Origin of the sequence: Anabaena sp. CCY 9910, from assembly GCF_963920875.1 — a bacterium.
Taxonomy (GTDB): domain Bacteria; phylum Cyanobacteriota; class Cyanobacteriia; order Cyanobacteriales; family Nostocaceae; genus Trichormus; species Trichormus variabilis.
On record NZ_CAWUDJ010000005.1, the window covers coordinates 191,063 to 217,684 of the forward strand.

22 protein-coding genes and 2 pseudogenes are annotated in these 26,622 nt (G+C 40.2%); 12 read left to right on the plus strand and 12 right to left on the minus strand.

Annotated features, from left to right (window positions below):
* Positions 1-22: 22 nt before the first annotated feature.
* From ACM5QX_RS06810 to ACM5QX_RS06825, 4 genes are all read right to left on the minus strand, one after another.
* On the minus strand, positions 23-1,021 hold the full coding sequence (locus ACM5QX_RS06810) for a helix-turn-helix transcriptional regulator (protein WP_414752928.1): 999 nt from the start codon (positions 1,019-1,021) through the stop codon (positions 23-25).
* Between the two features lie 210 nt (positions 1,022-1,231).
* Positions 1,232-2,050 (minus strand): ABC transporter ATP-binding protein, encoded by an 819-nt coding sequence (locus ACM5QX_RS06815; protein WP_414752930.1) that lies wholly within the window; start codon positions 2,048-2,050, stop codon positions 1,232-1,234.
* Positions 2,051-2,144: 94 nt separating this feature from the next.
* Positions 2,145-3,185, minus strand: coding sequence for a FecCD family ABC transporter permease (locus ACM5QX_RS06820; protein WP_414752931.1), 1,041 nt, complete (start codon positions 3,183-3,185; stop codon positions 2,145-2,147).
* Positions 3,182-4,213 carry a FecCD family ABC transporter permease gene (locus tag ACM5QX_RS06825; protein ID WP_414752932.1) on the minus strand — a complete coding sequence of 344 codons (1,032 nt, stop codon included), beginning with the start codon at positions 4,211-4,213 and terminating at the stop codon, positions 3,182-3,184. The genes ACM5QX_RS06820 and ACM5QX_RS06825 overlap by 4 nt, the downstream gene beginning before the upstream one ends.
* 636 nt (positions 4,214-4,849) lie before the next feature.
* Between ACM5QX_RS06825 and ACM5QX_RS06830 the strand changes: the two are divergent.
* Positions 4,850-4,996 (plus strand): annotated as a pseudogene (locus tag ACM5QX_RS06830) (MotA/TolQ/ExbB proton channel family protein); the annotation flags it as partial.
* Positions 4,997-5,030: 34 nt separating this feature from the next.
* Here the strand turns inward: ACM5QX_RS06830 and ACM5QX_RS06835 are convergent.
* Positions 5,031-5,705 (minus strand): annotated as a pseudogene (locus ACM5QX_RS06835) (GAF domain-containing protein); the annotation flags it as partial.
* Between the two features lie 54 nt (positions 5,706-5,759).
* Positions 5,760-7,163: an amidase gene (locus ACM5QX_RS06840; RefSeq protein ID WP_414752933.1), complete on the minus strand. Its 1,404-nt coding sequence runs from the start codon at positions 7,161-7,163 to the stop codon at positions 5,760-5,762.
* 320 nt (positions 7,164-7,483) lie between these two features.
* Between ACM5QX_RS06840 and ACM5QX_RS06845 the strand changes: the two genes are divergently transcribed.
* Positions 7,484-8,998: a hypothetical protein gene (locus tag ACM5QX_RS06845; RefSeq protein ID WP_414752934.1), complete on the plus strand. Its 1,515-nt coding sequence runs from the start codon at positions 7,484-7,486 to the stop codon at positions 8,996-8,998.
* Between the two features lie 252 nt (positions 8,999-9,250).
* On the opposite strand, the gene ACM5QX_RS06850 is transcribed toward ACM5QX_RS06845, so the two are convergent.
* A complete protein-coding gene (locus ACM5QX_RS06850) occupies positions 9,251-10,051 on the minus strand; it encodes an exosortase-dependent surface protein XDP2 (protein ID WP_414752935.1) in 801 nt (266 codons plus the stop codon).
* Between the two features lie 496 nt (positions 10,052-10,547).
* Between ACM5QX_RS06850 and ACM5QX_RS06855 the strand changes: the two genes are divergently transcribed.
* Positions 10,548-10,898 carry a Rieske (2Fe-2S) protein gene (locus ACM5QX_RS06855; protein WP_414752936.1) on the plus strand — a complete coding sequence of 117 codons (351 nt, stop codon included), beginning with the start codon at positions 10,548-10,550 and terminating at the stop codon, positions 10,896-10,898.
* Between the two features lie 96 nt (positions 10,899-10,994).
* Here ACM5QX_RS06855 and ACM5QX_RS06860 read toward each other — a convergent pair whose 3' ends face one another.
* Positions 10,995-12,536, minus strand: a complete 1,542-nt coding sequence (locus tag ACM5QX_RS06860; RefSeq protein ID WP_414752937.1) for an NAD(P)/FAD-dependent oxidoreductase — start codon at positions 12,534-12,536, stop codon at positions 10,995-10,997.
* 100 nt (positions 12,537-12,636) lie between these two features.
* On the opposite strand from ACM5QX_RS06860, the gene ACM5QX_RS06865 reads away from it, so the two are divergent.
* Complete coding sequence (locus ACM5QX_RS06865; RefSeq protein ID WP_414752956.1) at positions 12,637-12,870, plus strand: hypothetical protein; 234 nt, start codon at positions 12,637-12,639, stop codon at positions 12,868-12,870.
* On the opposite strand, the gene ACM5QX_RS06870 is transcribed toward ACM5QX_RS06865, so the two are convergent.
* Both ACM5QX_RS06870 and era read right to left on the minus strand, forming a co-directional pair.
* Entirely contained in the window at positions 12,800-13,477 is a 678-nt protein-coding gene (locus ACM5QX_RS06870; RefSeq protein ID WP_414752938.1) for a response regulator, read from the minus strand. The two genes, ACM5QX_RS06865 and ACM5QX_RS06870, sit on opposite strands and share 71 nt — an antisense overlap.
* A gap of 122 nt (positions 13,478-13,599) precedes the next feature.
* Positions 13,600-14,574, minus strand: a complete 975-nt coding sequence (era, locus tag ACM5QX_RS06875; RefSeq protein ID WP_414752957.1) for a GTPase Era — start codon at positions 14,572-14,574, stop codon at positions 13,600-13,602.
* 1,082 nt (positions 14,575-15,656) lie between these two features.
* Between era and pstS the strand changes: the two genes are divergently transcribed.
* The 6 genes from pstS to ACM5QX_RS06905 all read left to right on the plus strand — a co-directional run bounded on the left by pstS (position 15,657) and on the right by ACM5QX_RS06905 (position 22,280).
* Positions 15,657-16,700 (plus strand): phosphate ABC transporter substrate-binding protein PstS, encoded by a 1,044-nt coding sequence (gene pstS / locus ACM5QX_RS06880; RefSeq protein ID WP_414752939.1) that lies wholly within the window; start codon positions 15,657-15,659, stop codon positions 16,698-16,700.
* A gap of 96 nt (positions 16,701-16,796) precedes the next feature.
* Positions 16,797-17,771, plus strand: coding sequence for a phosphate ABC transporter permease subunit PstC (gene pstC, locus ACM5QX_RS06885; protein WP_414752940.1), 975 nt, complete (start codon positions 16,797-16,799; stop codon positions 17,769-17,771).
* 29 nt (positions 17,772-17,800) lie between these two features.
* Complete coding sequence (gene pstA, locus ACM5QX_RS06890) at positions 17,801-18,682, plus strand: phosphate ABC transporter permease PstA (protein WP_414752941.1); 882 nt, start codon at positions 17,801-17,803, stop codon at positions 18,680-18,682.
* A gap of 296 nt (positions 18,683-18,978) precedes the next feature.
* The gene (gene pstB / locus ACM5QX_RS06895; protein ID WP_011321182.1) at positions 18,979-19,761 is read left to right on the plus strand and encodes a phosphate ABC transporter ATP-binding protein PstB; all 783 of its coding nucleotides are present in this window, start codon (positions 18,979-18,981) and stop codon (positions 19,759-19,761) included.
* Positions 19,762-20,582: 821 nt separating this feature from the next.
* Positions 20,583-21,368: a phosphate ABC transporter ATP-binding protein gene (locus tag ACM5QX_RS06900; protein ID WP_011321181.1), complete on the plus strand. Its 786-nt coding sequence runs from the start codon at positions 20,583-20,585 to the stop codon at positions 21,366-21,368.
* A 93-nt stretch (positions 21,369-21,461) separates the two neighbouring features.
* Entirely contained in the window at positions 21,462-22,280 is an 819-nt protein-coding gene (locus tag ACM5QX_RS06905; RefSeq protein WP_414752942.1) for a TlyA family RNA methyltransferase, read from the plus strand.
* Positions 22,281-22,416: 136 nt separating this feature from the next.
* On the opposite strand, the gene ACM5QX_RS06910 is transcribed toward ACM5QX_RS06905, so the two are convergent.
* Positions 22,417-22,695 (minus strand): Calvin cycle protein CP12, encoded by a 279-nt coding sequence (locus ACM5QX_RS06910; protein WP_011321179.1) that lies wholly within the window; start codon positions 22,693-22,695, stop codon positions 22,417-22,419.
* Between the two features lie 332 nt (positions 22,696-23,027).
* Complete coding sequence (locus ACM5QX_RS06915; RefSeq protein ID WP_414752943.1) at positions 23,028-24,374, minus strand: GTP-binding protein; 1,347 nt, start codon at positions 24,372-24,374, stop codon at positions 23,028-23,030.
* 262 nt (positions 24,375-24,636) lie between these two features.
* Here ACM5QX_RS06915 and ACM5QX_RS06920 point away from each other — a divergent pair, with 262 nt between their 5' ends.
* Both ACM5QX_RS06920 and ACM5QX_RS06925 read left to right on the plus strand, forming a co-directional pair.
* Positions 24,637-25,497, plus strand: coding sequence for a sulfurtransferase (locus ACM5QX_RS06920; RefSeq protein WP_414752944.1), 861 nt, complete (start codon positions 24,637-24,639; stop codon positions 25,495-25,497).
* Positions 25,498-25,696: 199 nt separating this feature from the next.
* Entirely contained in the window at positions 25,697-26,443 is a 747-nt protein-coding gene (locus ACM5QX_RS06925; RefSeq protein ID WP_414752945.1) for a DsbA family protein, read from the plus strand.
* Positions 26,444-26,622: the final 179 nt, after the last annotated feature.

The window sequence follows — 26,622 nt, forward strand, 5'->3', positions numbered from 1 at the left end:
GCGTTAATATCCTAAAACGGCATTAGTAAGGAGAAATAGATTTTTTACCTAGCAAACACTCACTGGGTGTAATCCCAAACTGACGTTTAAAAGCCGCCGCAAAATGTCCTAAATGAGAATAACCTAATAAATTCGCCACTTCCGCTACAGTTACCCCACCATGTCGCAGAAGTTCCTCGGCACGCTCTAAACGCTTCTGTGTCAGATAACTAAATACAGTTGTACCAAATAATGCCTTAAATCCATAACGTAAAGTTCTTTCACTAATACCGACAATTTCTGCTAATTCCACTAATGATGGTGGGTTCTCTAAACGAAAGTGCAGTATTTCCCTAGCCTGATGAATGCGGTTAACAGTTGTGGGTTTAAGGTGTGGTGATGGTGCTAGTTCTGCTTGGTTATTTAAAATTGGGGCTAACTGCAAAGCCATAAGTTCTATGACTTTTCCTTGCAAATATATCTGTTTTGTCGTTCCCTGGTAAGGACAGGACATCATTTGCTTGACTACTTGTTCTATGGCGGATGTAATTTCTGGATAAATTAAGGATTGCCAGTCATCACCGTTAGCTAGTAAACGCAACTGGGGAAGCATTTCACCATCACAATGGGGGAAGAAAGTTCGCAGCACATCAGGGGACATATGAATATTTATCCCTATATGTCGAGATTTAGAACTCGTGACTAACATCTGACGTTGTATTCCAGCCCCAGAAATGCAAGTATACCCTCCTCCCAACTTCCCGCCATATTCATCGATGACTGTGCCAGAGAGACTCACACTAAATTGTAAAGGGTGTTCCCACTCTGGTATTTGTACCACGACATTTTCATGCAACTCATAATCAAAAATTGATAAGCAAATTTCTGGATGCACCTCAACATCTTTTCTTCCACCTTGACCAAATTGCTGAGGAAATTGGAATAAATACTCAAATAATTGCACATCTGAGCTAGATGTAACATTTTGGGCTGTTGTATTCCACATTTCTTCCCATTCTTGCTGTTTTAAGGTCAGGGTCATAGTAAAGACTTGGTTAGTAATGTCACCTCATCTAATAGAGTATGATGACAAATACTTTTAATAAAGTGATGAGTGATACTGTAGTTTTGAAAAGTGGATGGTGGCTGCGATCGCTATCTTAAAACCAGTCAAGCTATTAGATAAATATTAACAACATTAATTAGGGCTTAACTGTCATTTTCATCGCAGATTCCTAATATCTAAATCTTCCTACAAATTACAAGAATTTGCTTGTAATTGCCTTTCTCCCTTGCGTCCTATTGGTACACACATCGGTGTTCCTACCACTGGATCAGCAACAATACGACATTCTAAACCAAAAACCTCTTTTACCATTTCTTCAGTCATTACCTGTTTGGGTTCTCCAGCCGTAAAAATTCTGCCTTGTTTGACTGCAACTAAATAGTCTGCGTAACGACAAGCCTGATTTAAATCATGCAGCACCATGACAATAGTTCTCTGTTGATGCTGGTTCAATTCATACAATAAATCTAAAACTTCTATTTGATGTGCCAAATCTAAAAAAGTAGTTGGTTCATCTAACAGTAATATATCTGTATCTTGTGCCAGTGCCATTGCTATCCAAGCACGTTGACGTTGTCCACCTGATAAAGTATCTAAGGCTCTATCTGCTAGAGTTAACAAATCTGTAATCTCTAAAGCTTGTTGGACAATTCTTTCATCTTTTTGTGACCACTGTTGCAACCAATTTTGATAAGGATAACGTCCTTGTGCTACTAAATCTCTGACTGTTAATCCTTCTGGTGCAACTGGACTTTGAGGTAAAATTCCTAATTGTTGTGCTACTTCTTTAGTAGAAAGATTAAAAATAGATTGTCCATCTAAATAAACTGTCCCCCCGTAGGGTTTAAGCAACCTAGCTAAACCTCGTAATAAAGTAGATTTACCACAACCATTTGCACCCACTAAAGCACTAACTTTACCATTAGGAATTACCAAATTCAGATCACGAATAATTGGCGCACCATCATAAGCTAAAGATAAACCTTTCGTTGACAATCCTTTCATATTGACTACCATTTTAAATTCATAAAAACTCGCTTTTTCCCCATCCCCAATCCCCAATCCCCAGTCCCTAATCCCCAGTCCCCAATCCCCAAAACTATCTTTTCCGATTCCGAATCAACAAATAGAGAAAATAAGGCGCGCCGATAGCGGCTGTCACCACTCCACAAGGAATTTCGATAGGTGCAAAAAGGGTTCTTCCTAATAAATCTGCCACTACAACAATCATTCCTCCCAACAATGCAGAGGTAGGGAGCAATCCTTCATGATTTGTCCCTACTAACTGTCTGCCTATGTGGGGTGCAATTAATCCGACAAAACCAATCATTCCGGCGGTGGCGACTGCTGCACCGGCTAAGGCGACACCCACTAACACCAGTAAACCCCGTTGCCATTCCACGCGAGTACCTAAGCCTTGGGCGACATCATCCCCCAAATTTAAGGCGTTTAACTGTCTAGCTAGTATCAACGCCATCGGGACAAAAACGATTAACCAAGGTAAGAAGGAAAAGACTTGTTCCCAGGTGCGTCCGTAAACACTACCAGCTAACCACACCAGGGCATCGCTGACGCTATAAATATCGCCAAAAGTAATTAATAAACTGGTGAATGCGCTGGCGATCGCAGACAATCCTACACCCATTAAAATAAACAAAACGGGAGAACTACCATTGTTCCAGGCTAAGGAGTAAATTAAACCAGCCATCAATAAAGCACCCGCAAAGGCTGATAAAGGCAAAGTGTAAATGGGTGCTGATGGAAATAAGACAATGACTGAAACGGCTGCTAGACTTGCTCCCGCATTGATACCAATAATACCGGGATCAGCTAATGGATTGCGTGTGATGCCTTGAAAGATAGTCCCAGAAACAGCCAATGCCATACCCACCATGACGGCTACCAAAGTACGGGGTAGACGCAGATTATAAATTACAAAAGCGTGATCTGGGTTGCCTGTATCTATACCCAAGACAGTTTTGACGATATCTAAGGGAGAAATCGGATATTCACCCCGTCCTAAATTCATCACCATCGCCACCACAATAGCCACTGCCAAACATAGCAGCATTGGTGGCACACGGCGGTCAATTCGCCAAGATATCGACTCAGAACGGAATACAAGCCAGTCCAATTTCATCTTTTCACCTTCGATTTAGCCAAGTAGACAAAAAAGGGTGCGCCAACCAAGGCTGTCATGACTCCCACTGGTAATTCCTGGGGTTTGAGTAAGACACGCGCCGCCACATCTGCAACTAACAATAAAGTTGCCCCCACTACTGCGGAGTAGGGTAAAATCCAACGGTAATCTGCTTTGATAAAAAATTTCACCATGTGGGGAACAACTAAGCCAATAAAGCCTATTGGCCCAGCAAGGGCAACGGAACTTCCCGCCAGTAAAACTACGCTAACACCAGTCGTAATTTTTACCCAGGCTGTTTGTTGACCCAAGCCTTTAGCCACATCTTCACCCAGACTCATGGTTGTAATTTGTCTACCCAGAAGGAAGGCGACTACTAAGCCCATGACGACGAAAGGTAATGCTGACAATAAAATGTTGAAATCCCGTCCAGCCAAAGAACCCGCTAACCAAAATCTGATTTCTTCTAAGGTGCGTTGACTTACAATCAAAATAGCAGTAGTCAGGGCAGAAATTAGAGCCGTTAACGCTGCACCTGCAACGGTGAGATTTAAGGGTGTTGCTCCTCCCTTTCCTAGAGAACCCAAGAGATAGACTAAGATTGCTGTCACCCCAGCACCCAAAAAAGCCACCATCGTTAACACATTCAAAGAGGAGCTACCAAACACAAAAACTGTGGTAACTACACCTAATGCGGCTCCTGATTCAATACCTAAAATACCTGGATCTGCTAGGGGGTTACGTGTCAAGCCTTGCATTAATGCACCGGCGACTGCTAAGGATGATCCTACCAGCAGGGCGACAAGCGATCGCGGTAATCTCACCGTCTGAATCACTAAATGTTCATAAGAACCATCAAAGATGATGAAAGATTCGATAATTTTATTTAAAGGTATTTCTGCTGCCCCTAAAGTGACACTATAAACTAAGCAAATTAGCAGGATCATTATCCCCAAAATCAGACCTGCTAATGGTGATACTTGCGGTATTTTCCAGTTTCTAGGTGATGCTGTAGTTGCTCTTGTCATGCTTTTGATGGTAGAGAGGGAACAGATGATTCAGGTTTAGCCAACTATTATTTTCTATCCACAAAATTATTAATTTTTATTCTTAGTATGGGTAGGAGCATTCTGATACAGGTTGAGTAGGAGATTGTTGAGGAGAACGATACAAGGCACTCCTGGAACTGCTAGCATTATCAGCCGAGTCCTTCGTTCTGAAATCTGCCGCAGTCGTCAAGTTGCTGTTGGTTGTGATTGGGGTGATGATTGCGTAACTTTAGGCTCATATTGCATCCTCCATATGCAACTTTACCGAACCCATTAGACTTCACATCAAAAAATACCTGAGAGCCTTAGTTTCTTTAGAACGCGGCTCCACAGCTATGCCCGAAAAGGTCATAATTTATTGCGATTTAATATTACTAACTTAGATATAGTAAGATGCTTAGTTAGAAATATCAAGTGATTATTTAGTCAAGCTATTAACTGTATTTAATGCCCAAAACCTTGCATAATAGAGTTTTATAGCGATTTTTTCTAGAGAAATGCTATCAGCCTAGTTGCATAATTTTAGCAAAACTCTGAAAAATGTCTTGACAATAACTCTCAATTTATCTGACGATGCTATGTAGTTTTTCTGTTGTTGGCGTTACAAGGCTTGGCATGGGAATTAAGAATCTGTTTGCGACTGGCGGCGTAGTGATGTGACCGCTATTGGGCTTTTCTATCTTGGCAGTAGCATTGATTATTGAACGTGTGCGATTTTGCTTGAAACTCAATAACCGTCAAGGTCGTGTCGTCAAAGAAGTATGAAAACTCTATCGCTTAGACAATGTGGTGGGTGCATCACTACTCCATCCCATACAGTTACCCCATCGGCTCGTCGCGTTGGCCGAGAAGCAAATTGCACCCATTTCACCCTTCCCGAAGGCGGGACAAGGCGACATTCTTGTTCAAAAGGTGTGAGATTTTGTGCAGAGTAAGTGAGGGCTTCTACCATTGCTGCGTGATCGTCAGGATGGTGCATTGTAGAAAAATTATGTATCCCCGCCATCACCAACTCTGGATCTAACTCATACAAGTCCCAACAGCCAGAACTAACGTAGGGTGTAGAAGTGGAACCATCCGCCGCCAGATGGAATTGGTATACCATACCCGGAATATTATTTGCCAAATTTTGAAAGCGGATTTCATTAGCCTGCAATTGTGAGAGAGATTGTGTCAATTGTTAAGCATAGTTTTGGGAATTTTCATAAAGTCGGGCATTTTCTAGAGAAATGGCGGCTTGAGCGCAAAGTCAATTCAGTATTTCAACGCGATCGCTCGTGAACGCCCCTATAACTAAACTGTTTTCCAGATACAAAATCCCCATCAACTTGCCTTGATGCAAAATCGGACTACACAAGATACTTTTCGGCTGTTGACGCAAAATATACGGGTCATTCGCTAAAATCGGCTCTCCTGTCGCATCTATCAGGACAACAGTTTGATTATTGTGCTTGACTTTATAAATTAGCTTTCAGTCTTGCCACAATAAATCCTCGGCTTTCTGCCAGATGTAGTGTTAGCTAATTTAGCTAAAGACGGCAAAGGCTGGACGATCTTTGTTCCAAGGATTAGCAGCTTCTATTTGTGCTGCCAGGCTGATTAAAGTAGCTTCCGCCGCAGGTCTGCCAATTAGCTGAACGCTAATAGGTAAACCGTTACGGTCAAAACCTGCTGGTAAAGCGATCGCCGGTTGTCCGGTAGCATTGGCTAGTGGACAAGGGGCTACCCAGTTAATAATTTGTTGGAATGTATCTTCTGGACTCAAAGCAGCCCATTCCCCAACACGGATAGGTGAGTGCAGGTATACTGGCAATACTAATACGTCTATATTGTCAAAAAATGCCACAATTTGCCGTGCTACTATTTGCATTTTGTAGACGGCTTGGATGTAATCAGCAACAGTACCAGTTCTGGCCAATAACCAACGATTAACTGGCTGTAATATTTCCGGTGGTAAACCTGATCCAGCTACACCAGATTGCCAAACGATTTGGAATGGTTCTACTAACCCACTCAAGTCTAAAGACTTTTGTTCTATGTGATGTCCGAGTTGTTCTAATAATTTAACTGTCGTCAACACACCTTGTTGGCAATTAGTGTCTGCTTCACCCAAGGGAGGAATATCCGTGGCAAATGCAATTCGTAACTGAGTGGGTGGTGTTTGTGCGGCGGTTAAAAACGACGGTTCAGGATCTGGTAGCCAATAAGGATCACCCGTCACGTAACCAGACATAGCATCTAATAGGGCGGCTGCGTCGGCAACAGTACGGGCAATTGGCCCATTAGTGGAAATACCCGCCAAGCGATCGCCCACTGGCGCTTTACTAACTCTACCCCTTGCTGGTTTAATGCCTACCACACCGCAACAAGCCGCAGGCCCCCGAATCGAACCACCACCATCGGAACCTTGGGCGATCGCACATAGACCGGCTGCAACTGCGGCAGCTGCCCCACCACTAGAACCACCAGGGGTGTATTCTAAGTTCCAAGGATTTCTGGCTGGGACAAATCCCGTAGGTTCTGTGTAGGGAAATGAACCTAGTTCGGAGGTGGCTGTTTTACCTAAAATTGTGAACCCAGCTTGTTTAATGCGTGTCACTACACCATCGTCGAATTCTGGGATGTTGTTTAACAAAGCTGGATTACCGTAGGTACAAGGGACACCAGCCACGGCGTTAAGGTCTTTGATGGAAATTGGTACGCCGAAAAATGGAGGCAGTTCTGAGGTTGTTGTGAGTAATTCTGTTTTGGCTTTAGCATCAGCACTAGCCAATTCTGCCGTCACCGTAAAGTAACTTCCCAATTCCGGGTTTAACAGCTCAATCCTTTGTAAATATATTTCCACCAACTCTAACGGCGATACTTCCCGGTGGCGAATCAATTGCGCCAACTCTAGTGCTGGGGTAAAAGCTAAATCAGTTTCATTCATAAAGTCAGAGGAGAAACGCCCGATATTTAACTCAAAAACTGGACTCGTTACTTTAGCAAAATTTCTGGGAAATATAAATCTATCGTTCCTATGATTTAACAATTAAGCAGTTTCACTAGTGCTATTAGACATTTTCTCAAAGTTTAAACAATAGAGGTACTTGGGCTAGTGGTTTTTACTCAGAACTCTTTCATAGTAGTCATGTAATCACTCACACAACAAGGAAGTAAAAATTCCTTTTCCCAGTTCCCAGTCCCTCATCCCCAATTGTTATTTTCACGGTCTTACATAAATTTTTGTTCCATCCCCCAGGGATAGCTATGACAGATTTGGAAATACTTATTAATAATTTGCCAAAAATTGTTTATGGTCTAAGACTTACTTTAGGTAATTCTCAGGAGATCATACAACAAGTTGTCCTGATTAATCAGGCTCAGGAGCAACTGCACAATATTCAACAGGCGATTAGCTACGCACTGGCGGAGGCAATTACTCAACCATTAAGTCTTGCTACCCACAAAGGTACTGCTACCCCGCCTCAGCTGAGTGCTGCAAGATGTTTGTTATTACCTAGTATTTTGCGGGTAGAACCAACTATCACTGGTAACACAAGACTAATTACTGAAAAATTTGGCAATCCCGCCATAGAAATATCTTTAGATACTTTAAAATCGAAAATAAATTACTGGTTAGAGTGGGGGAATTTATTACAGGCGATCGCCGCAGATATTTTAAGCGATTCTCATCTGGTCAATAAAGTCAATGCAGATATTAGTCATCCCAGCTTAAGCACTCATATTGAACATTTAAGCAAGAGTATAGATATCAAGTTAGCTTTTAGTAATCCTAAAATTTTAGAAAAGCAAATTCAGCAAATTATTAACATTGAAGAGGAAGTATTAAAAGCTCAAGACAGACTATTTTATGTTGTCAACACTATTAAGAATAGTCAGGGATTATTAACAATTCTACTGGCGATATCATCATTTTGTGGTCAATCAGGCTTTGCTATAGAATGGTTAGATGATACGCACGAATTAATTATATCTAGTGAAAATAAGTTTCAAGAATTGACTGATATTCTCGATGATTGCCAAAAATTTCAGTATAGACTCACTGCTTTCTTAACCGAATGCCAACAATTAAAAGAGCAGGCACAGCAAAGTTTAACTAATAACAAGTATATAAATCGACGTACAGAAAAACTAGCTAATAATTTCTCACCAATATTACATACAACTCTATTTATAACATCAAGTTTAGTTATTTTAATCTTTGGTATTGGCATGATCAAAGATAAAATCAATCAACCTCAACAAACTACCCAAAATGTTGATCCAGAAACACAAGCTGCCAGTAACTTCAAATCTGCTTTAAAACTGGGAATGGAAGCTTCTTCCATAGCTCAAAATCCGCCCCATCCTGTGAAAGTTTGGCAAAAAGCCGCAGGTAAATGGCAGCAGGCAATAAAATTTTTAAACTTGATTCCCGAAGGAACATCTGTTTCTATAAAGGCACACGATAGACTGATTCGTTACAGACGTAATTATGATGCGATTAATAAAAGAGCAGCATCTGAAAAACAAGCGTTAATGAACTTAGAAGCAGCCGAAAAGCTAGCTACAGAAGCTGCGTTTTTTATAAAAAATTCGCCAAATTCATTATTAGCTTGGCAGCAATCAAAAGATAAATGGCTACAGGCTATTACATTATTGGAAGCTATCCCGCAAAATAGCTTTACTTATCAACAGGCTCAAGCTACACTTCCCAACTATAAAACACACTATGCAGCAATTAATGCCATCATTCAAAACAGATTACAGTCTGTAAATTAGATATATGATTTACGCAACTGGCACAATAGTAGGGTGCGCCAGATGTGGAAAATCTTCTAATGTATACGAAATTATTGGGTCTGACGCACCCAGATTGTCTTTTGAGGCTGAGTATAAGGGGGTAAAGATATAGGTCTGTTAACCATTGACAGTCAACAGACCTTATTAGTAGTTATGCAATTCAGATGTTTATTAGCTTAACTAATTTATCCACTCACTGTTTTATCAGTTTTCCTACTTACCTCATCATGATTATTTAACAGAATTAAACTTGAATTGGCGACGGCGTAAGAAAGCAAGGGTTGCTACTGCACCTAAACCCAGAACAGTTGTTGGTTCTGGTGTTGTTTTTCTGGCAATTAATTTGAAGTCAGGGCCATGATAGCTACCATGTGCTGTAAGTTTTAAACCACTCAAGCTAGTTACTCCCAATGCGTCGAGACTGATACCTACAGAACCGACAGGTTGAGCGCTAGAAATTTCTTTGGTATTAATGTCGAAGTTTGCGTAAGTAAGATCATTTTTAGTAATGGTGATGAAATTACCAATGGTATTTCCCAGATGATCAATAGCCTGAATACCGATGGAGCTATTCTGACCACGTTCCCAATAGAAGATATTATCAAGTCCTGAGTTATCTTTGATTATTTTATGCTCGAAGAAGATATCAATCTCAAAGGAACCTGTGTCTTCAGTGTCAATAATATTGTTCAGGTTGTTGTTACCTAAATATGCAGCAATCTCGGCACCAGTTGGCTCTTCGTTAGTTGGTAGAGGAGCATTGGCATTATCTCCTTTATCAGTGCTAGCACCGCCTTCATTAACTGGTTTGATAGTTCTAGGAGTATTGAACAATATGTTGGCACTATTTACATACGAGAAATTGCTGAATGTCTTGCCATTTTGAGTAATGGAATTTAAGAAAATATTAGCCTTGGGATTAGTGTTCTGACTGACATTGCTGGTGAAAATAGCTGCTTGAGCAGAATTAGCTGTAGTTAGTATTGTACTGACAAGCAATCCGACAGTTATATATAAGTTTTTAGTTTTCATGGTTTTTACTTTGATTTACTTGCTATGCCATCCATTATGTTCCATGAAAATACTGACAGTGACCCGTAAATATCCTGAAAGTAAGTTTATTTTTTGTGTGAATCTCACTAAGGATTTATCTGATGATGTTTCAATAAAATGTGGGGTAAATTATTCTCTAACTCTACAAGTTATTTGAAGTTGCTGTAAGATATAAGCTTTAATGTAGCTTCTTATTAAAGGAGTTTTATAAAGGAACTTAATTGTATAAGATAAATATTTATGTATTCTTTATCCTACTTGCTTTAAATAAAGAGTGTGCAAATTTTAATACATGACAAATACATAAAAGACTATTGAATTTACTCTATTTATTGATAAGATTTGCTGAAATTCATACTTATATCAATCGTTGATGACTTAAACTCAGTTGCTCTTATCTACCCCTCATTACTATATACAGTCACAAACTTGTGAAATGATGTACTTAACAGGCTGATCGATAAGAGAGGTATTAATGAACTGGATCAAAGTTATTGGCCAAGATGAATTACCACCCAATGGGCGTAAAGTGGTCAAGGTTGAACAACGGAACATCTTGCTACTGAACCATAACAACCAAGTTTTTGCGGTGGAAAATTCTTGCCCCCACTTGAAACTACCTTTACAAAAGGGCAAAATCACAGATGATGGAGCGATTGTCTGTCCTTTTCACCGTAGCGCCTTTGATCTGACTACTGGTAATCCTACTGAATGGACTCCCTTTCCTCCCGGTATTGGGAAAGTCATGGGTATGATTTCTAAAGAAAAGGGGCTATCTGTCTTTCCTACCCGTGTGGAAGAAGGCAGCATTTGGGTAAGTATTTAAGTCTGGTAAAGTAGCGCACTATACTCCATCCAAGAATCAATCATGGGTAATTGGCCTATTACCCGTTACCAAATCCCCGCCCTTGTGAGTGGGGATTTAAACGTTATAATCACCGCCAGAACCGAATTTCCAAGCATCCATTAAACGATGCCAATAGTATTGTTGCGTAGGTGGAAAATTCTTAATCCATATTTCTAAGGTTGGACTTAGTGCAAACAGCGCAGTATAAATGCCTAAGTTGGTGTAATGCACTAGCCAATCTAATAGATTGACTAAACCTACTTGGGGAATTATTTTAGCAACTAATACTGGATGAGATAAGCCAGTCTTTGCTAGTGTTTGTGTCAGTGCTGAGAATTGGACTATATCTTGTAAAAAGGGCTTTAATACGGGTGTTCCGAGTTGTGCCATTTCTTGAAACACCGTTGATAGTAGTTGGTTAATTTGCTCTGGAGCAATATTTTGATTGATACTAACGCTCATGGCTTTTTGAAATAACCAAGTAACACTGAGGCTTGGTTGATATGGTTGCAGTAATGCTAGTGCTGTGGCTGATAATTGCTCAGTTTGTAAGGCTTCTTGTGTACCCAATGTTAAACGCTTCAGGTGACGCACCATTGCACCAAAACCGCCAAAACTCAGGGGTGATTGATTACCGCTACTGTCTCCTACTGGTAGGATACGGTTCCAAGGGGTTTTTAATGGACTTTGGCGATCGCTCGGAAAAAATCCAAACAAGGCTCTTTGAAATTTTAACTGCTGTAATTCTACACCTTGGTATTCTGGTAAGAGACGTAAGTATTCTGCAAACAAGTCTTCTAAGCTCAAGCGTTGGGGATGAGCATCCATGTAGGTGAATAAATATGTTGTCCTACCATCCCTTGCGGGGAAGGCTTCCCAAAAATACTGACATTGGTTTTGCAAAGATGTAAAAGATAAAATTAAATCACCGGCAGAATTTTCACTAAAACCTTGAGCGCAACTACCCACCACGAGACAAAGTGCATCTGGTTTTTTGCCTTGGCGTGCTTGTTTGGTGATGGGGGAAAGGTGTCCCATTGCATCTATCAATAATTTAGCTGTAAATTGCTGATTGACTATTACCCCATCTGGATGAATGACGACTTCACTAAAAGGTGTATGTTCAAATAACTGACCACCAGCATCTAAAAATCTCTGTTTTAAGGTAGCTAGTAAATAAACTGGATCTACACCAATATTTAAGACATCCTTTACCCAAACTTCTGCACCATCTTTAAATTGGACTCTGGCTGGATTATATTCAGTGGCGATCGCTTTGTTTAACTCCTCTGGTGTTAGCAGATTCAACTCCATAAAGACTTCTAACTCTTTACGGGAGATATTCCACTCTTGTTCCCTACCCCGCAAACTACCTCTCTCAAGTAACGCCACCCGCAATCCCCGTACAGCTAAGGCGCAACCAATTAAAATGCCTAGTGTACCACCACAAATAATTGCATCCCAGTCTACAGTACCTAAGGTTGCTGGGTTTTCTTTAACTACTGAGGGTGTCGGTGCAGTGTTTTCTCGAATAGATTTGAGGACATCATCAGCACGGCGTAAATTTCCTAGAACGTCTCCTGGTAGTTGGGAGAGAATTTCTTCAGTTAGGGACATAAGTTTGAGTTCCAGCAGAGTTTCTAGTATTGATCCTATCTTTGCTGGATTCAGTAGATTATAGATAAGGACGAATAATATTGAATTTTAGGCACTAATGATGGATCGCAAAAAAATTGTGGCAATTATTACAGGGGCTATTTCGATTCTTTTAGCGATCGCCTATCTGATCGTTGTCCAAATCTTAGATTACCGCGATATGCAGCCAGCACCCATCGGTCAACTTCAACCGGTATCAGTCGTTGTTGCTGATGCTACGCCAACTACACTAAACCAGAACGTAGCGCTACAACAGCAGCTTGTACGCGATCGTCAACCGCTAATTTATTCATAATTCCCCGGACGTGGGTTTTCACAGTATTAGGACTGAGATATAGTTTTTCGGCTATCTCTGGGTTACTCAGTCCTTCTACCATGAGTTTTAATACTTCTAACTCTCGTCCAGATAGATTGGCGGTATTTCCCTTGGCTGAGGGGGGTTTGAGATGATCAATTACTTGTCGCGCAATCTGGGGATCGAGGTAGGTTGCACCATCAACGGCGGCGGCGATCGCGTTCAATAATCGCTCGATGCTTGCGCCTTTGATACAATAAGCATCTGCACCACTAGAAAGTGCGGCAATAATTTCTGTTTCTGTTTTATGGGATGTCAGCATAACCACATGAGTTTCTGGTAGTGCGGCCTTGATTTGCTGTGTGGCTGCAATCCCATCAAGTCGCGGTAAGCCAATATCCATGACTACCAAATCCGGTTTCAGTGCTAGTGCTGCTTGTACACCTAAATAGCCGTCTTCTGCTTGTCCCACAATCTCTAATTGGGGATGAGCCATTAATGACTGTTCCAACCCCAGTTGCATCATCGGATCATCTTCTACAATCAAAATTCGCAACCGGGGAGCATTACTTGGCAGATTGAGAAAATAGCCGGTATTTGGAGACATTTTTTTGTCAATAGTTAAGAGTCCATAGTCCATAGTCCATAGTCCATAGTCTATAGTCTATAGTCTATAGTTCAGAGTCTAAAACTGTTTTGACTGTTGACTAATGACCAATGACTAACTTTCTATTCTTCCACGCGATAGCCTAACTCTGCTAGTCTGACGCGGGAGTGTCGCCATTTTGGTTGGACTTTGACAAATAGCTCTAGGTAGACTTTACCAGCAATGAGCTTTTGAATTTGCTCGCGGGCTGCGCTACCGATGGATTTGAGCATTGAGCCACCTTTCCCGATGAGAATGCCTTTTTGGGAATCCCGCTCAACGTGGATTGTTGCGAGAACACGGGTAATAGTTGGTGTTTCTTCGACTAAGTCAATGGCGATCGCTACTGAATGAGGTACTTCTTCACGAGTTAACAGCAAAATCTGCTCTCGGATTAATTCCCCCATAATAAACCTTTCTGGCTGGTCTGTTACCAAGTCTGGGGGATAATAGTACGGCCCATGCTCTAAATGCTCTACTAATAATTGTTGTAGTTGGGGCAAATCTGTACCAGTCTTAGCCGAGAATTTTACCGTCGGCCATTGATAAGCACTTGCTAACTGCTGGTAGCTATCATCTATGTTTTGGGAGTCGGAGGGTTGTTGGTCTACTTTATTGATACCCAAGATAACTGGGGTTTTGCTATGAATTAGTAAATCGGCAATAAAGCGATCGCCTGCACCACAAGCCACTGTACCATCGACAACAAACAATACTACATCCACTGATTCGATAGCGAGTTTGGCATTTTTTACCAGTACTTCACCTAATTGATGATGGGGTTTGTGAATTCCTGGCGTATCAACAAAGATTAACTGCGCCTCTGGTGTAGTAACAATTCCTCTCAAACGATTGCGTGTTGTCTGGGCTACTGGTGAAGTGATGGCAATTTTTTGTCCTACTAATTGATTCATCAAGGTAGATTTGCCGACATTGGGACGACCGATAATGCCGATAAACCCTGATTTAAATTCAGGTGGAGCTTGGGGAATTGATACTTCGCCTGACAAGGAGGAGATGTGATTATCAATACTAGCCACTTTTAGTTCCGCCGTCATATTTTCTAGCTGGGATAACTTAGTTTTTTCTTTAGACACATAACCCGCATAAATTCACCCTGGGATTTTCGGGGGAACTGCCTTGCTTTAGTTTAATCTACTACTAAATATATTTAGCTTTAATCTCAAAAAATGAGATATGAATATACAAAAATCTAAAATTATCTTTCCTTTAGGGGATTGCTCTAATTCAAGTATTATGCTCTTATCTGCTGTACATTTAGTTCTGAGTTTCCTTAACTTGCAATAGGAGAAACATTTATTTCTGCTGAACTTTTTACTAAGTAGAACAGGGTAAATAATTAAATTTTTGTAGTGAAAACTTTAGTTCTCAAACAAGGACTAAATTCCTTACTGCGAACTGAAGCCTAGTATTTTACATCACTTAACATAGGTTGTTTTCTCAAGTCGTTCTACTTATGTTGTAAAATCAAGCACTTAAAAAGATGACATTTATTTCCAATGATAATTGGAGATAATCTATATTTTAAATTAAGTCCTGTAAAATTTATGTTAATTATATTTTAAAAAACTAAAATAACCAAATATTCCTCTACAAATTTATTTCGTAAGACATAATTCATTTAAAAATTTTGATGAATCAATTCACAATAAAACAATATTTTTTTGTAATATCTTTTCTTTCCCGTATTTGTATATTTTAACTTGAAATTAACCATATCACTGAATTTTCTTAACCCTTAGTTATAACTAGTTCAGTTATCCTGATTACGGATAGGCATTATTTCTCATAAATAAGCTCTACCCCGATCAAACATGGCGAGAATATACCGTGCCTTCCTGGCGGGTGGTCTGCTGTTTTAGCCCCTGCTGGGTTTATTTATTTTGGGATATCCGAATAATTAGATTAGCTCCTTTTCCGTAAGCACTTAAATTTAACCCATCATTGCTGCCAAGAATTATTTCAAAAGTTTATTGAAAAACCTAAAGAAGAAAATTGCATAGTTTAAAGATATCTTAACTTCTCGTTTACCTATACTTAACTTGAATTAAAGGTAATAAATATAACCTTTTGATTGCTGTGATGAAAGTCGAAAGTAATCGCTACGTTACGAGGTAATATGAATTTTTCCACCACCGTCTTACAGCGTGTATTTACTACTGCTGTGGTAACATCTGCTGTTGTTGTTACTCCTATTTTTACAGCGATCGCTCAAGCTCAAACTCTCAACGGTGCAGGAGCGACTTTTCCGGCTCCACTTTATGAACGGTATGCTCGTGAAGTTAGAAAGAAGCATCCAGAACTGAGAATTAACTATCAAGGAATTGGTAGTGGTGGTGGTATTCGGCAAGTAACAGCCGGAACTGTTGACTTCGGTGGTAGTGATGCGGCAATGACAGATGCTGAAATTGCTAAAGTCAAAAATGGTGTCATCCTTGTTCCCACAGCCGGCGGTGCTGTTTCCGTCGTCTATAACGTTCCGGGTGTCAACAATCTGAGATTATCCCGTACTACACTACCAGCAATTTTTTCTGGTCAAATTACCAACTGGGATGATGCCAAAATTAAAGCTGATAATCCTGGTGTAAATCTGCCAAACCAGCCAATTAGATTTGCTGTGCGTGCGGATAGTAGTGGTACCACATTCATTTTTACAAACCACCTGAGTGCTATTAGTGGTTATTTCAAAGGCAGAATTGGAGCTAATACTGCACCCAAATGGACTTTACCTAATGTTCTCAAAGGTAAAGGAAACCCTGGTGTAGCATCATTAGTGGCTCGTACTCCTGGCTCTATTGGTTATGTTGAATATGCTTATGCAGCCAAAAATAACCTCAAATCAGCCCAGATTCAAAACAGAAAAGGAGAATTTGTAGCCCCTTCTCTCCAATCTGCTAACGCTGCTTTATCAGCTGTCAGTTTCCCAGACAATTTCCGCGTTTTTGTGGGAGATCCAGGACAAGGTTATCCCATTGTGGGACTCACCTGGATGATGGTTTATAGACAATATGCTGATGCTGCTAAGTCTCAAGCTATCAAGAAATGGATCAACTGGGTTCTCAAAGACGGTCAACAATTCAATGATGACCTTAATTACACAAGAATTCCTGATGCTGTAGCTAATCGTGTGTTGCAAACAGTCAATAGCAACGTCAAACCATAGTCAGGAATTTTAATACTGGCTTTTCTAAGTTGGGTGGGCTATATGTCCACCCTTACGAGTCCCAAGATATTGATTAATATAATTACTAAAATTTATATGACAAATTTAGCTCCACCCAATTTTGATCATGAAAATCTCGGATTAACAGCTAACGACGGCAGAAATTTTTTGCTAGACAAAGGATTTACATGGTTAGTTTATACTTTTGCAGCGATCGCCGTTGCTGTATTATTCGTGATGAGTTGGATTATCTTCCTCGAAGCTAAACCAGCCATTGATAAGTTTGGTATTGGTTTTCTTTGGGGTCAAGATTGGGATACAGCTAATGAGATTTTCGGAGCATTACCTTATATCTACGGCACTTTGGTGAGTAGCATAATCGCTATTTTCTTCGCAGTCCCTGTGAGTATAGCTGTTGCTTTAGTCACTAGTGAAAACTTTTTACCACCATCTGTACAAACAACTTTAGCGTTTGTTGTAGAGTTAATTGCTGCTATCCCCAGCGTCATTATTGGTTTGTGGGGGATTTTTATTTTTATTCCAGTTTTAGAACCTGTACAAAAGTGGTTAGGAACTAATTTTAAATGGATACCATTATTTAATTCTGAATTTCCAGTTGGCACAAATATGTTAACGGCTGGGATTATTTTAGCCATTATGATTTTGCCAACAATGTCAGCAATTAGCCGTGATGTATTGCGAGCCATCCCTAAAGAATTACGTAGTGCTTCTATGGCTTTGGGTGGTACTCGTTGGGAAACAATTTTTCGGGTATTGTTACCTGCGGGATTTTCGGGAATTGTCAGTGCAGCCATGCTGGCTTTAGGTAGAGCTTTAGGCGAAACAATGGCTGTAACGATGGTGATAGGAAACTCAGCGCAAATTAGTCTTTCTTTGCTTGATCCAGCTTATACAATTCCTTCGGTATTAGCGAATGAATTTGCCGAAGCTCAACCTGGATTACACATTGGGGCTTTATGTTATTTGGGATTAGTATTATTTGCTGTCACTCTAGCTGTAAATATTAGCGCTAGGTTATTAGTGCAGTGGGTTGGTAGTAAGAATAAATAGTCAATAGTCAATAGTCAATAGTCAACGATATGACCAGTTCTCAACCGTCAGAAATTGACCAGCTTTTAGCGTCAGAGTTATGTAGTCCTCTACCACCAAGAAGACTTTTCTTTACTTATGTAATGAATGCGATCGCTTTTGCATTCTCTGCATTAGCTTTAATTCCTTTATTTTCGATTCTTTGGGAAATTATTACACGAGGAATCATCGGTTTAAAAGCAGAAATGTTTGTCAAATCTGTCATCGATAACGGATTTGGTAATGCTATTTTAGGAACTATTACAGTTGTTGCTCTTGGTTCTTTATTCAGTATTCCTATAGGGTTGTTTACAGGCATATTTTTAGCAGAATTTGGCCAAACTAGTCCCTTAGCTCGCTTTGTCCGCTTCATCGTTAGTATCCTGACTGGTGTTCCCTCAATTGTTGTTGGGATCTTCGCTTATGGTTTAATAGTTTTGGCTACTAAACAATTTAGCGCGATCGCTGGTGGATTCGCCTTAGCCACAATCATGTTACCTATCATCGCCCTGACTACCGAAGAAGCGTTAAAACTCATTCCCATAGACCAACGCCTCGCCTCAGCAGCCTTGGGAGGAACACGCTTTCAAACTACGATTCGTATTGTTGTTACTGCTGCTATACCCCCAATTACCACAGGTATTTTACTAGCTGTAGCCCGTGCTGCTGGTGAAACAGCACCCCTAATTTTTACAGCCTTATTTAGTCTAGATTGGTCAGCCGGATTACTCGGCCCCACAGCTTCCTTACCAGTCTTAATTTACAACCTTTACAACGACCCTGACCCCCAGAAAAATCAACTCGTCTGGACAACTTCTATTGTTTTACTAGGCTTAGTTTTGAGCTTTAGTTTGCTTTCTCGTTTAGTTACTCGTAAGAAGAAGATTAAATAGAAAATATAACCCAAACTCATACAAAATTAATATGAAGCTAAATAGAATGATATGCCGAGAATAATTGAACACAGATGCACGCAGATAAATGCGGATAAATCAATGAATTTTATATTATGTGAAATCTTATATAAAGTTGGTATAAGACAACAGCTTCTTCTTGATTTTATGTGGGAATCTGATGGGATTTTCTCAAAAATCTCGGCACTTATATAATGAGCAATGCCCAGCAGAAACATAATACTTAATTTACTTGTACCTAAAGTCAATTATTTATACTGACCTAATTTAGCACTATGAATCAACAATTAATCCCTGCAATTAAAGTTAAAGACCTGAGTTTTTATTACAACACATCAAAAGCCATTGAAGGGATTTCAATGGATATTTACCGCAATAAAGTAACAGCAATTATCGGCCCTAGTGGTTGCGGTAAGTCAACCTTTATCAAAACCCTCAACCGTATCAGCGAATTAGAAGGCCCAGTCAAGGTAGAAGGGGTTGTTGATTTCTTTGGTCAAAATATTTATGACCCGCGCATCAATATTAATAGATTACGCCGCCAAATTGGTATGGTTTTTCAAAGACCTAATCCCTTCCCCATGAGTATTTATGAAAATGTGGCTTATGGTGTGAGAATATCTGCTAAATTACCACAAGCAGATTTAGATGAAATTGTTGAATCTGCCCTCAAGGGTGCAGCTTTATGGCAAGAAGTCAAGGATAAGCTAAATAAATCAGCTTTAGGGCTTTCTGGAGGTCAACAGCAACGGCTTTGTATTGCGCGTGCTTTAGCAATTAAACCAAAAGTTTTGTTAATGGATGAGCCTTGTTCTGCACTAGACCCCATCGCTACGATGAAAGTTGAGGAACTGATTCATAGTTTACGCTCAGAATTGACCATTGCGATCGTCACGCATAATATGCAGCAAGCAACTCGCGTATCTGATTTCACAGCTTTTTTCAGTACGGATGAAAGTCGTATTGGTCAAATGGTGGAATTTGGTGTAACTACTCAAATCTTTAGCAACCCCCTCGATTCTCGCACCCGTGATTATGTTTCAGGTCGCTTTGGCTAAAGTGAGGTATTTAGGAAACACCAAACAATAAATTATCTGAAATAGATGGTTTGGTAAAGTGCGTCAGTGCGATAGAACCTAACTACAGGAATTATATTTGATTATTGAACAACGGTAAGTATCTGTAGGGTGGGCATTGCCCACCATATCCGGTTTGACGCACACTACAGTTAGTTTGATGATGACACTTGCGTAAGCCCTATATTTATAAAAATGACCAACTAATTTCTTGGGTAAATTTCTTGCGTCTAAATAATATAAAGTCTTGGTAAACTTTATCGCTTATGGGCGAATGAGTTTACCAAGACTTTTAATACATCTTATAAAATAGTAATTATTATATACTTTGTAAAATACAGAGATATAAATGATTAAGTAAGTGTTGTATTAGATATCTGTCTCATGAATTAATTATCACCATTTATCAGAGCGTCTAAATTAAATTTAGTCAGTGTATACACTAGTATTTTCAATCTTTAGGCAATAAAAGTAATATACTTCCTGATATTGGGGCACAGGAATGAGATAATTTCAAACGATAAACAAAAAATTACCTTACCTTAAACTCATGAGTAAGTGTAGGTTTAGTTTGGTTTGCTAACTGCTTGATTTTAACTTGATTGAATAATACCACATATCTTTGATAAGGAAAATGCTTGTGATGCAAATATCTGTTTGATAAAAAATGCTATCTAGCTATAAATGAATATTGGTCTTCCCAATCTGGAAGCATGACTATTCAATATTGGCTTCACAAATCGTGAAACAACAGCACTGATTTCTACTACTTTGTCGAGTCAATATTTATTGCCAGCCTTTTTATGAGTAAACTAATTCCAGCCATTAAAGTCAACAATCTCAGCTTTTATTATGACACCCAAAAAATACTTGAGGGGGTGTCTATGGAGATATACCAGAGCAAAGTAACTGCTATTATTGGCCCTAGTGGTTGTGGAAAATCTACCTTTCTTAAATGTCTCAATCGGATGAATGAACTAGAGTCAGAAGTGCGTGTAGAAGGCAGGGTAGAATTTTTTAATCAAAACATTTATGAGCGTCGAGTTAACTTGAATCGGCTACGCCGACAAGTGAGTATGGTACATCCCAAACCGAATCTTTTCCCCATGAGTGTTTATGATAATGTGGCTTATGGAGTGAAAATAGTTGGATGGCGACCAAAATTAGAAATAGATGATATTGTAGAATCCGCGCTTAAAGATGCTGATTTGTGGGATGAAATAAAACATAAAATACACAAATCCGCGTTAGACCTTTCTGGTGGTCAACAGCAGCGACTTTGTATTGCCCGTGCTTTAGCAGTTAAGCCAAAAGTTTTGTTAATGGATGAGCCTTGTTTTGGTCTTGACCCTATAGCTAGTATGAAAGTAGAAAGTTTAATTCAGAGTTTACGTCTTCGTTCTGAATTAACGATGGTGATAGTCAGCCATAATTTACCTCAGATTAGTCGTATATCAGATTTCACTGCATTTTTTAAAGGCAATGAAAGTAGAATTGGTCAATTAGTTGAATTTGGTCTGACTAAGAAAATATTTAACAGCCCTCATGATTCTCGCACTCGTGAATATGTTTTAAGCAGACTTGGGTAATTTGTAATAGCCTGCAACGAGGTTAAGAATAAGGTGAGTAATTAGCCAGAATTGATATTATTAGTATTTCCAGAATATTTGTGGAAGGTAAATTTGGCTAAACAGCGATTAGATAATTTATTAGTAGAGTTAAACTTATGTAATTCTCGCACTTTAGCACAGAGGCTAATTCAGGCGGGGGAAGTGACTGTTAATGAGCAGGTAATTGATAAGCCGGGGACAGAGGTTGATGTTGCGGCTCAGATTAAAATTAAAGAGCGATCGCGCTTTGTTTCCCGTGGTGGTGAGAAACTGGCTAAAGGTTTAGAATTATTTGCCATCTCTGTAAATGGTCGTGTTTGCTTGGATGGGGGTATATCGACTGGTGGTTTTACTGATTGTTTACTCCAAGCTGGGGCAAAGCTAGTTTACGGTATCGATGTGGGTTACGGACAAACCGATTGGGGTTTACGAAACAATCCCCAGGTGATTTTGCGTGAACGTACTAATTTACGTCAATTGCAACCTGGGGATTTATATGGTGATGGGGATGCTATCCCCGATTTGGCGGTGGTGGATGTTTCTTTTATTTCTTTAACGAAGATTTTGCCAGCTTTATGGCAATTAACTCAACCCCCGCGAGAAGCAGTGCTATTGGTTAAGCCACAGTTTGAGGTGGGAAAATCGCGTGTGGGTAAAAAAGGCGTTGTTCGCGATCCCCACGACCAAGCTGACGCTATTTTTCAGGTGTGGCAAGCGGCTGATAAATTAGGCTGGAAGTATAAGGGCTTAACTTGGTCACCGATTACTGGCCCGGCGGGAAATATCGAATATCTCCTATGGTTAAACATGGAAAGCGAAACGCCACCACCAGATTTAAATGCGATTCAACAAGTTACTCAATTGGCTATGACTGATATCAAGTCTAGTTAAATATTTATCAAGAAATTGATAATGGCTAATTGGTAATTGTGTTTTACCAGTTAGCCGTTATGGGTATAAATGTTGGAAACCCTTACACCCTTACACCCGGTCTCAACAGAAAATCTGGTTGCGTAAGTCTTATTGATTAAACATCATAAATCAGACATTCCAAGGCTTCTGGATGGAGGTCGCAGAAACTTTCTAGAGAATTTTTACGTTTTTGTGCTTGCTGTTGATGAGACTTTTCAGCTTGTAATTCTTCCACAATATCCCAAGCTACGGCACAGTTGGGAGAACCATCACCGTTTTGTTCGCAAGTATTACGAGCTTCAGCGATCGCTGCGAGGATGGCTTTTTCTAAATTTGTAGTCCCGTTGTTGTCAGAGTTTGCGGCTGCTGGGGCTACATTGAAGGTCATTGTCATGGTTTTTCGCCTTTTTATGACTACGCTGTGACTGTTAACAGTTAACAGTTAACTGATTTCAGAGCAGATATTTCCAGTTTAGATAGGCTTTCCCAAGATTGTAGTGGTGAACACCGCCATTTTGTGAGCCAATCTTATTGGGAATTCCTCTCTTTTCATCTTGAATGGAAACAGGTATAAGTGCTGTGCTAACTGGACTATTAGCAAATAACTGCCATATCTTTTATGTTGCCTCTGAAAATCGGATTTGAACACGTTTATCAGAGGAATTTGATGGAAATTGACAATTTCTCAACAATAGTAATAATTAGGGCAATATTATTTATTTATTCTCAATATTTCATGCCTAATTCTTGTTGCAGCCGATACAGAATTGTATTTTGGTCAACTTGAGACAAGATTTCTGTAATCACGGTACTAGCGCCTAACTGCCCCCAAGTGCAGCCTTTTTCCAGATATACTTGGGCAGCTTTGCCAACAGAATAGGCTCCATAACCGGCAATTCCAGCTTGAGCGATCGCACTACCAGCAAAGGCAGTAACATTTGTCGGATTATCGCCACTACTTAAAGCCGCAGCACTTTTACCTAATCCTAATAAAAAGCTACTGCCCAATTCTCCCAGCAATAAGCCACCGGAACTGATGAAGATTGTTTTTAAAATTTTTCCGGCTTCATAGCTAGTTATAGGCAGACCATATAACCGCGCCAGAGAGCGAATTAAAGCCAAATCAGCCACGGTTCCGCCCAAGATATCCAAAAAGGCAATGGGATTTAGTCCTACAGCGAGGGCTTTGTATTTAGTAAATTGCCAGATGATATCTTCCGCCTCTTGTTGGCGGATGTCAATAGTTTTTTGGGCGATCGCTGCTTCTGCTTCCCGTGCTTGAATCAGGGCATTTAAAGCTAGGAGCGATCGGCCTTCCCGGTTGAGAATGTTTAAAATAGTCTGCTTGAGTTCGTCTACTTGGGGTGGTGGTGTTTCCCATTCATAACTCACCCGCCCATCAGGCCACTCAACTCGCACCTCCATCGGTGCAGGTTCCGCCGCCACCATAACAATTTCATCAGGTAACAAAGGCTTGGCTTGGGGGTTTCCTGCGCCTAGTTGTTGTAAATTTCGATAAATTGCCGCCTGGTCTGTATCTGGGTATAAGTCGATTTTGTTAAACACCAAAATTAGCGGTTTCTGTGCCTGCCGTAATTCCAAGAGTGCTTGATATTCAGTCCGGGTAATATCCCCAGACACCACAAATAAAATCAAATCAGCTTGACGCACCACATCCCGCGCCATTTGTGCGCGTGACTCGCCCTGAATTTCATCCAGTCCTGGGGTATCAATTAACTCTACTATCACCTTGCCCCCTGGCTGCCAGCGCACAGAACGCGGCCATTGAGTTACACCGTTGAGGGGGCCAGTTTGCAAAATTTTACTGCCCAATAAAGCATTTAACACCGCCGACTTACCGCGACTCACCAAACCAAAAGCGGCGATTCTAATCACATTCGAGTCCAGCTTGTTCAGTGTGGAGTTTAAAGCTTCAATTTCTGGTTTCACCAAACCTGCCAACTCTGGGTTAGATGATAAATGCCCCGATTTACGAAGATATCCATACCAAGACAGTGCTTGTCTCAAGCTGGCACGGGCGCGGTTTAGATGAGTTTCTTGGAGATTACGCACGGGGTTAGGATAAACAACAAGTTACATTTCTATTTTGATCTAATTCCGAGCCTGTCTGTATTGTTAGTCAACTTACAGTAAAGTGAGAGTTAGTCAGGTGATGAAAGTATTTATGGCAGATAATACACCTAAATTTTCACAAGCGATCGCCTAACCCTAGCGTTTACCTAGATTTATAGTCAACTTCTGTTATTTTGACTTCAAAGTGCAAATTAACTGGGCGCGATAATGCCCAATAGCACGATAACAGAAGTATGAAAGCGTGAATACAAAACTCCTCATCACTCCTCAAGAACTCACGTCTTTATTAGCACTAAAGTCATTTAAAACCGTCATTATCGATACACGCGCTCCAGAAGATTATGCAGTTGCTCACATTCCTGAATCTGTCAATATTCGAGATTTTTTCACTTATCTTTTAGAAGATTCTTCTCTTACCGGATTAAAGAACTTGCAAGAGTATTTTGCAAAAATTATGAGCAATTTAGGAATATCTGGAGGGGAGAGAATAATTGTCTATGAAGATGCGTTTAATAGAGGCTACGGACAATCTTGTCGAGCCGCTTTTTTACTCAAGTATTTGGGTTGTCCTCAAGTATCTGTTTTACACGGAGGATATCAAGCTTGGCTGGCGGCTGGTTTACCTACCACTGATGAAGTTCCGCAAGGGGATAGCAGTATCTTTAGATTACGTCCTCAAGCCGAGATGATAGTGACGACAAGTGAGATGTTAGAGGCACTGGATAATCCAGCCATTATAAAATTAGATGTGCGCGATCGCCAGGAATGGCAAGGACTGAGTTCTTCTCCCTACGGTACTGATTTTTGCCCCCGCAAAGGACGAATCCCTAACGCTATCTGGTTGGAATGGCATCTTTTCATGAAATCTGAGGCGGGAATCCCCATGTTCCGTTCCCCAGCAGAAATCTTAGACATTTGTCAATCTGTTGGTATTACTTCCGAGTCTACTGTGTATGTTTATTGCTTTAAAGGTTCTAGGGCTGCTAATACAATTATGGCTCTCTATGAAGTGGGAATTGCTGCTAGGAATTATTTTGGCTCTTGGAATGAGTGGTCGCGTGACTTTTCTTTACCTATTGATAGTCAAGTAATTGATTTGTAATAATTTATAATACAGATTTAATTAATGATTGCAGTATATCCTTGGGTGAAGACGCGATGGATCGCGTCTTCTACGGATGGTTTATTTGCCGCATTCTTTTTTCCCATTGGTATAACATTTTGGATTTTTGCAACAAGTCTATTACTTCGTGCAATTCCAGGGAATACTAGGGAGGTGTTATTTTCTCCCAGATATTTCTATGCGTCAATTATTTCAGTATCTACGTAATTGGGTGATATTTGGTCTATTGTGCCTAGTTTTAAGTTGGTCTTTGCCGGTACAAGCAGCCAGCCGCATCAGTCCCAAACTAGAAGAACAGGTTTTACAAATTCTCCGCGAACATCCAGACGTAATTATTGATTCTGTTCAAGTTTATCAGCAGCAACAACAAGAGCAAGTAAATCAAATACGGCAGGCATTTCTTCAAGATTTAAAAACTAATCCGCAAGCGGTAATTGGCGATTCTCCTACTACTAGCGCCACTCAATCAAAGGCGGTAGTCGTGGAATTTTCTGACTTTCAATGTCCTTACTGTGCGAAAGCCCATGACACATTGAAACAGTTACTAGCCAAGCATCCGGGTGAAATAACCTTAGTTTATAAACATCTACCTTTGATACCTATTCATAATGAAGCTATGCCAGCAGCCAAGGCGGCTTGGGCAGCCACTCAGCAAGGTAAGTTCTGGGAATATCACGATGCTTTGTTTACTAATCAAAAGCAACTTGGCGAAGCTTTATATTTAGATATTGCCAAAAAACTCAATCTGGATTTAGAAAAGTTTAACAGCGATCGCCTGCTTGCTGATGCCGCAATTAGTAAAGATATCCAAATAGCGCAAAAGTTAGCTATTGCTGGCACACCTTTCTTCATTATGAATAGTAAAACTTTCTCTGGTGGCATCGAGTTATCAGAAATAGAAAATAAATTGGCTGAGGCTAGTTAATTAGGGGTGTAGGGGTGTAGGGGTGTGAATAAAACTCTAGCAACACATCCTTGGGTGAAGACGCGATGAATCGCGTCTCTACAAATGGTTTATTTGTCGCATTCTTTTTTCAAATTGGTATTAGTCCCTCTTTTGTTACTACGGGGAGAGTATAATCAGGAAGAAAGCAGACAAAGCAA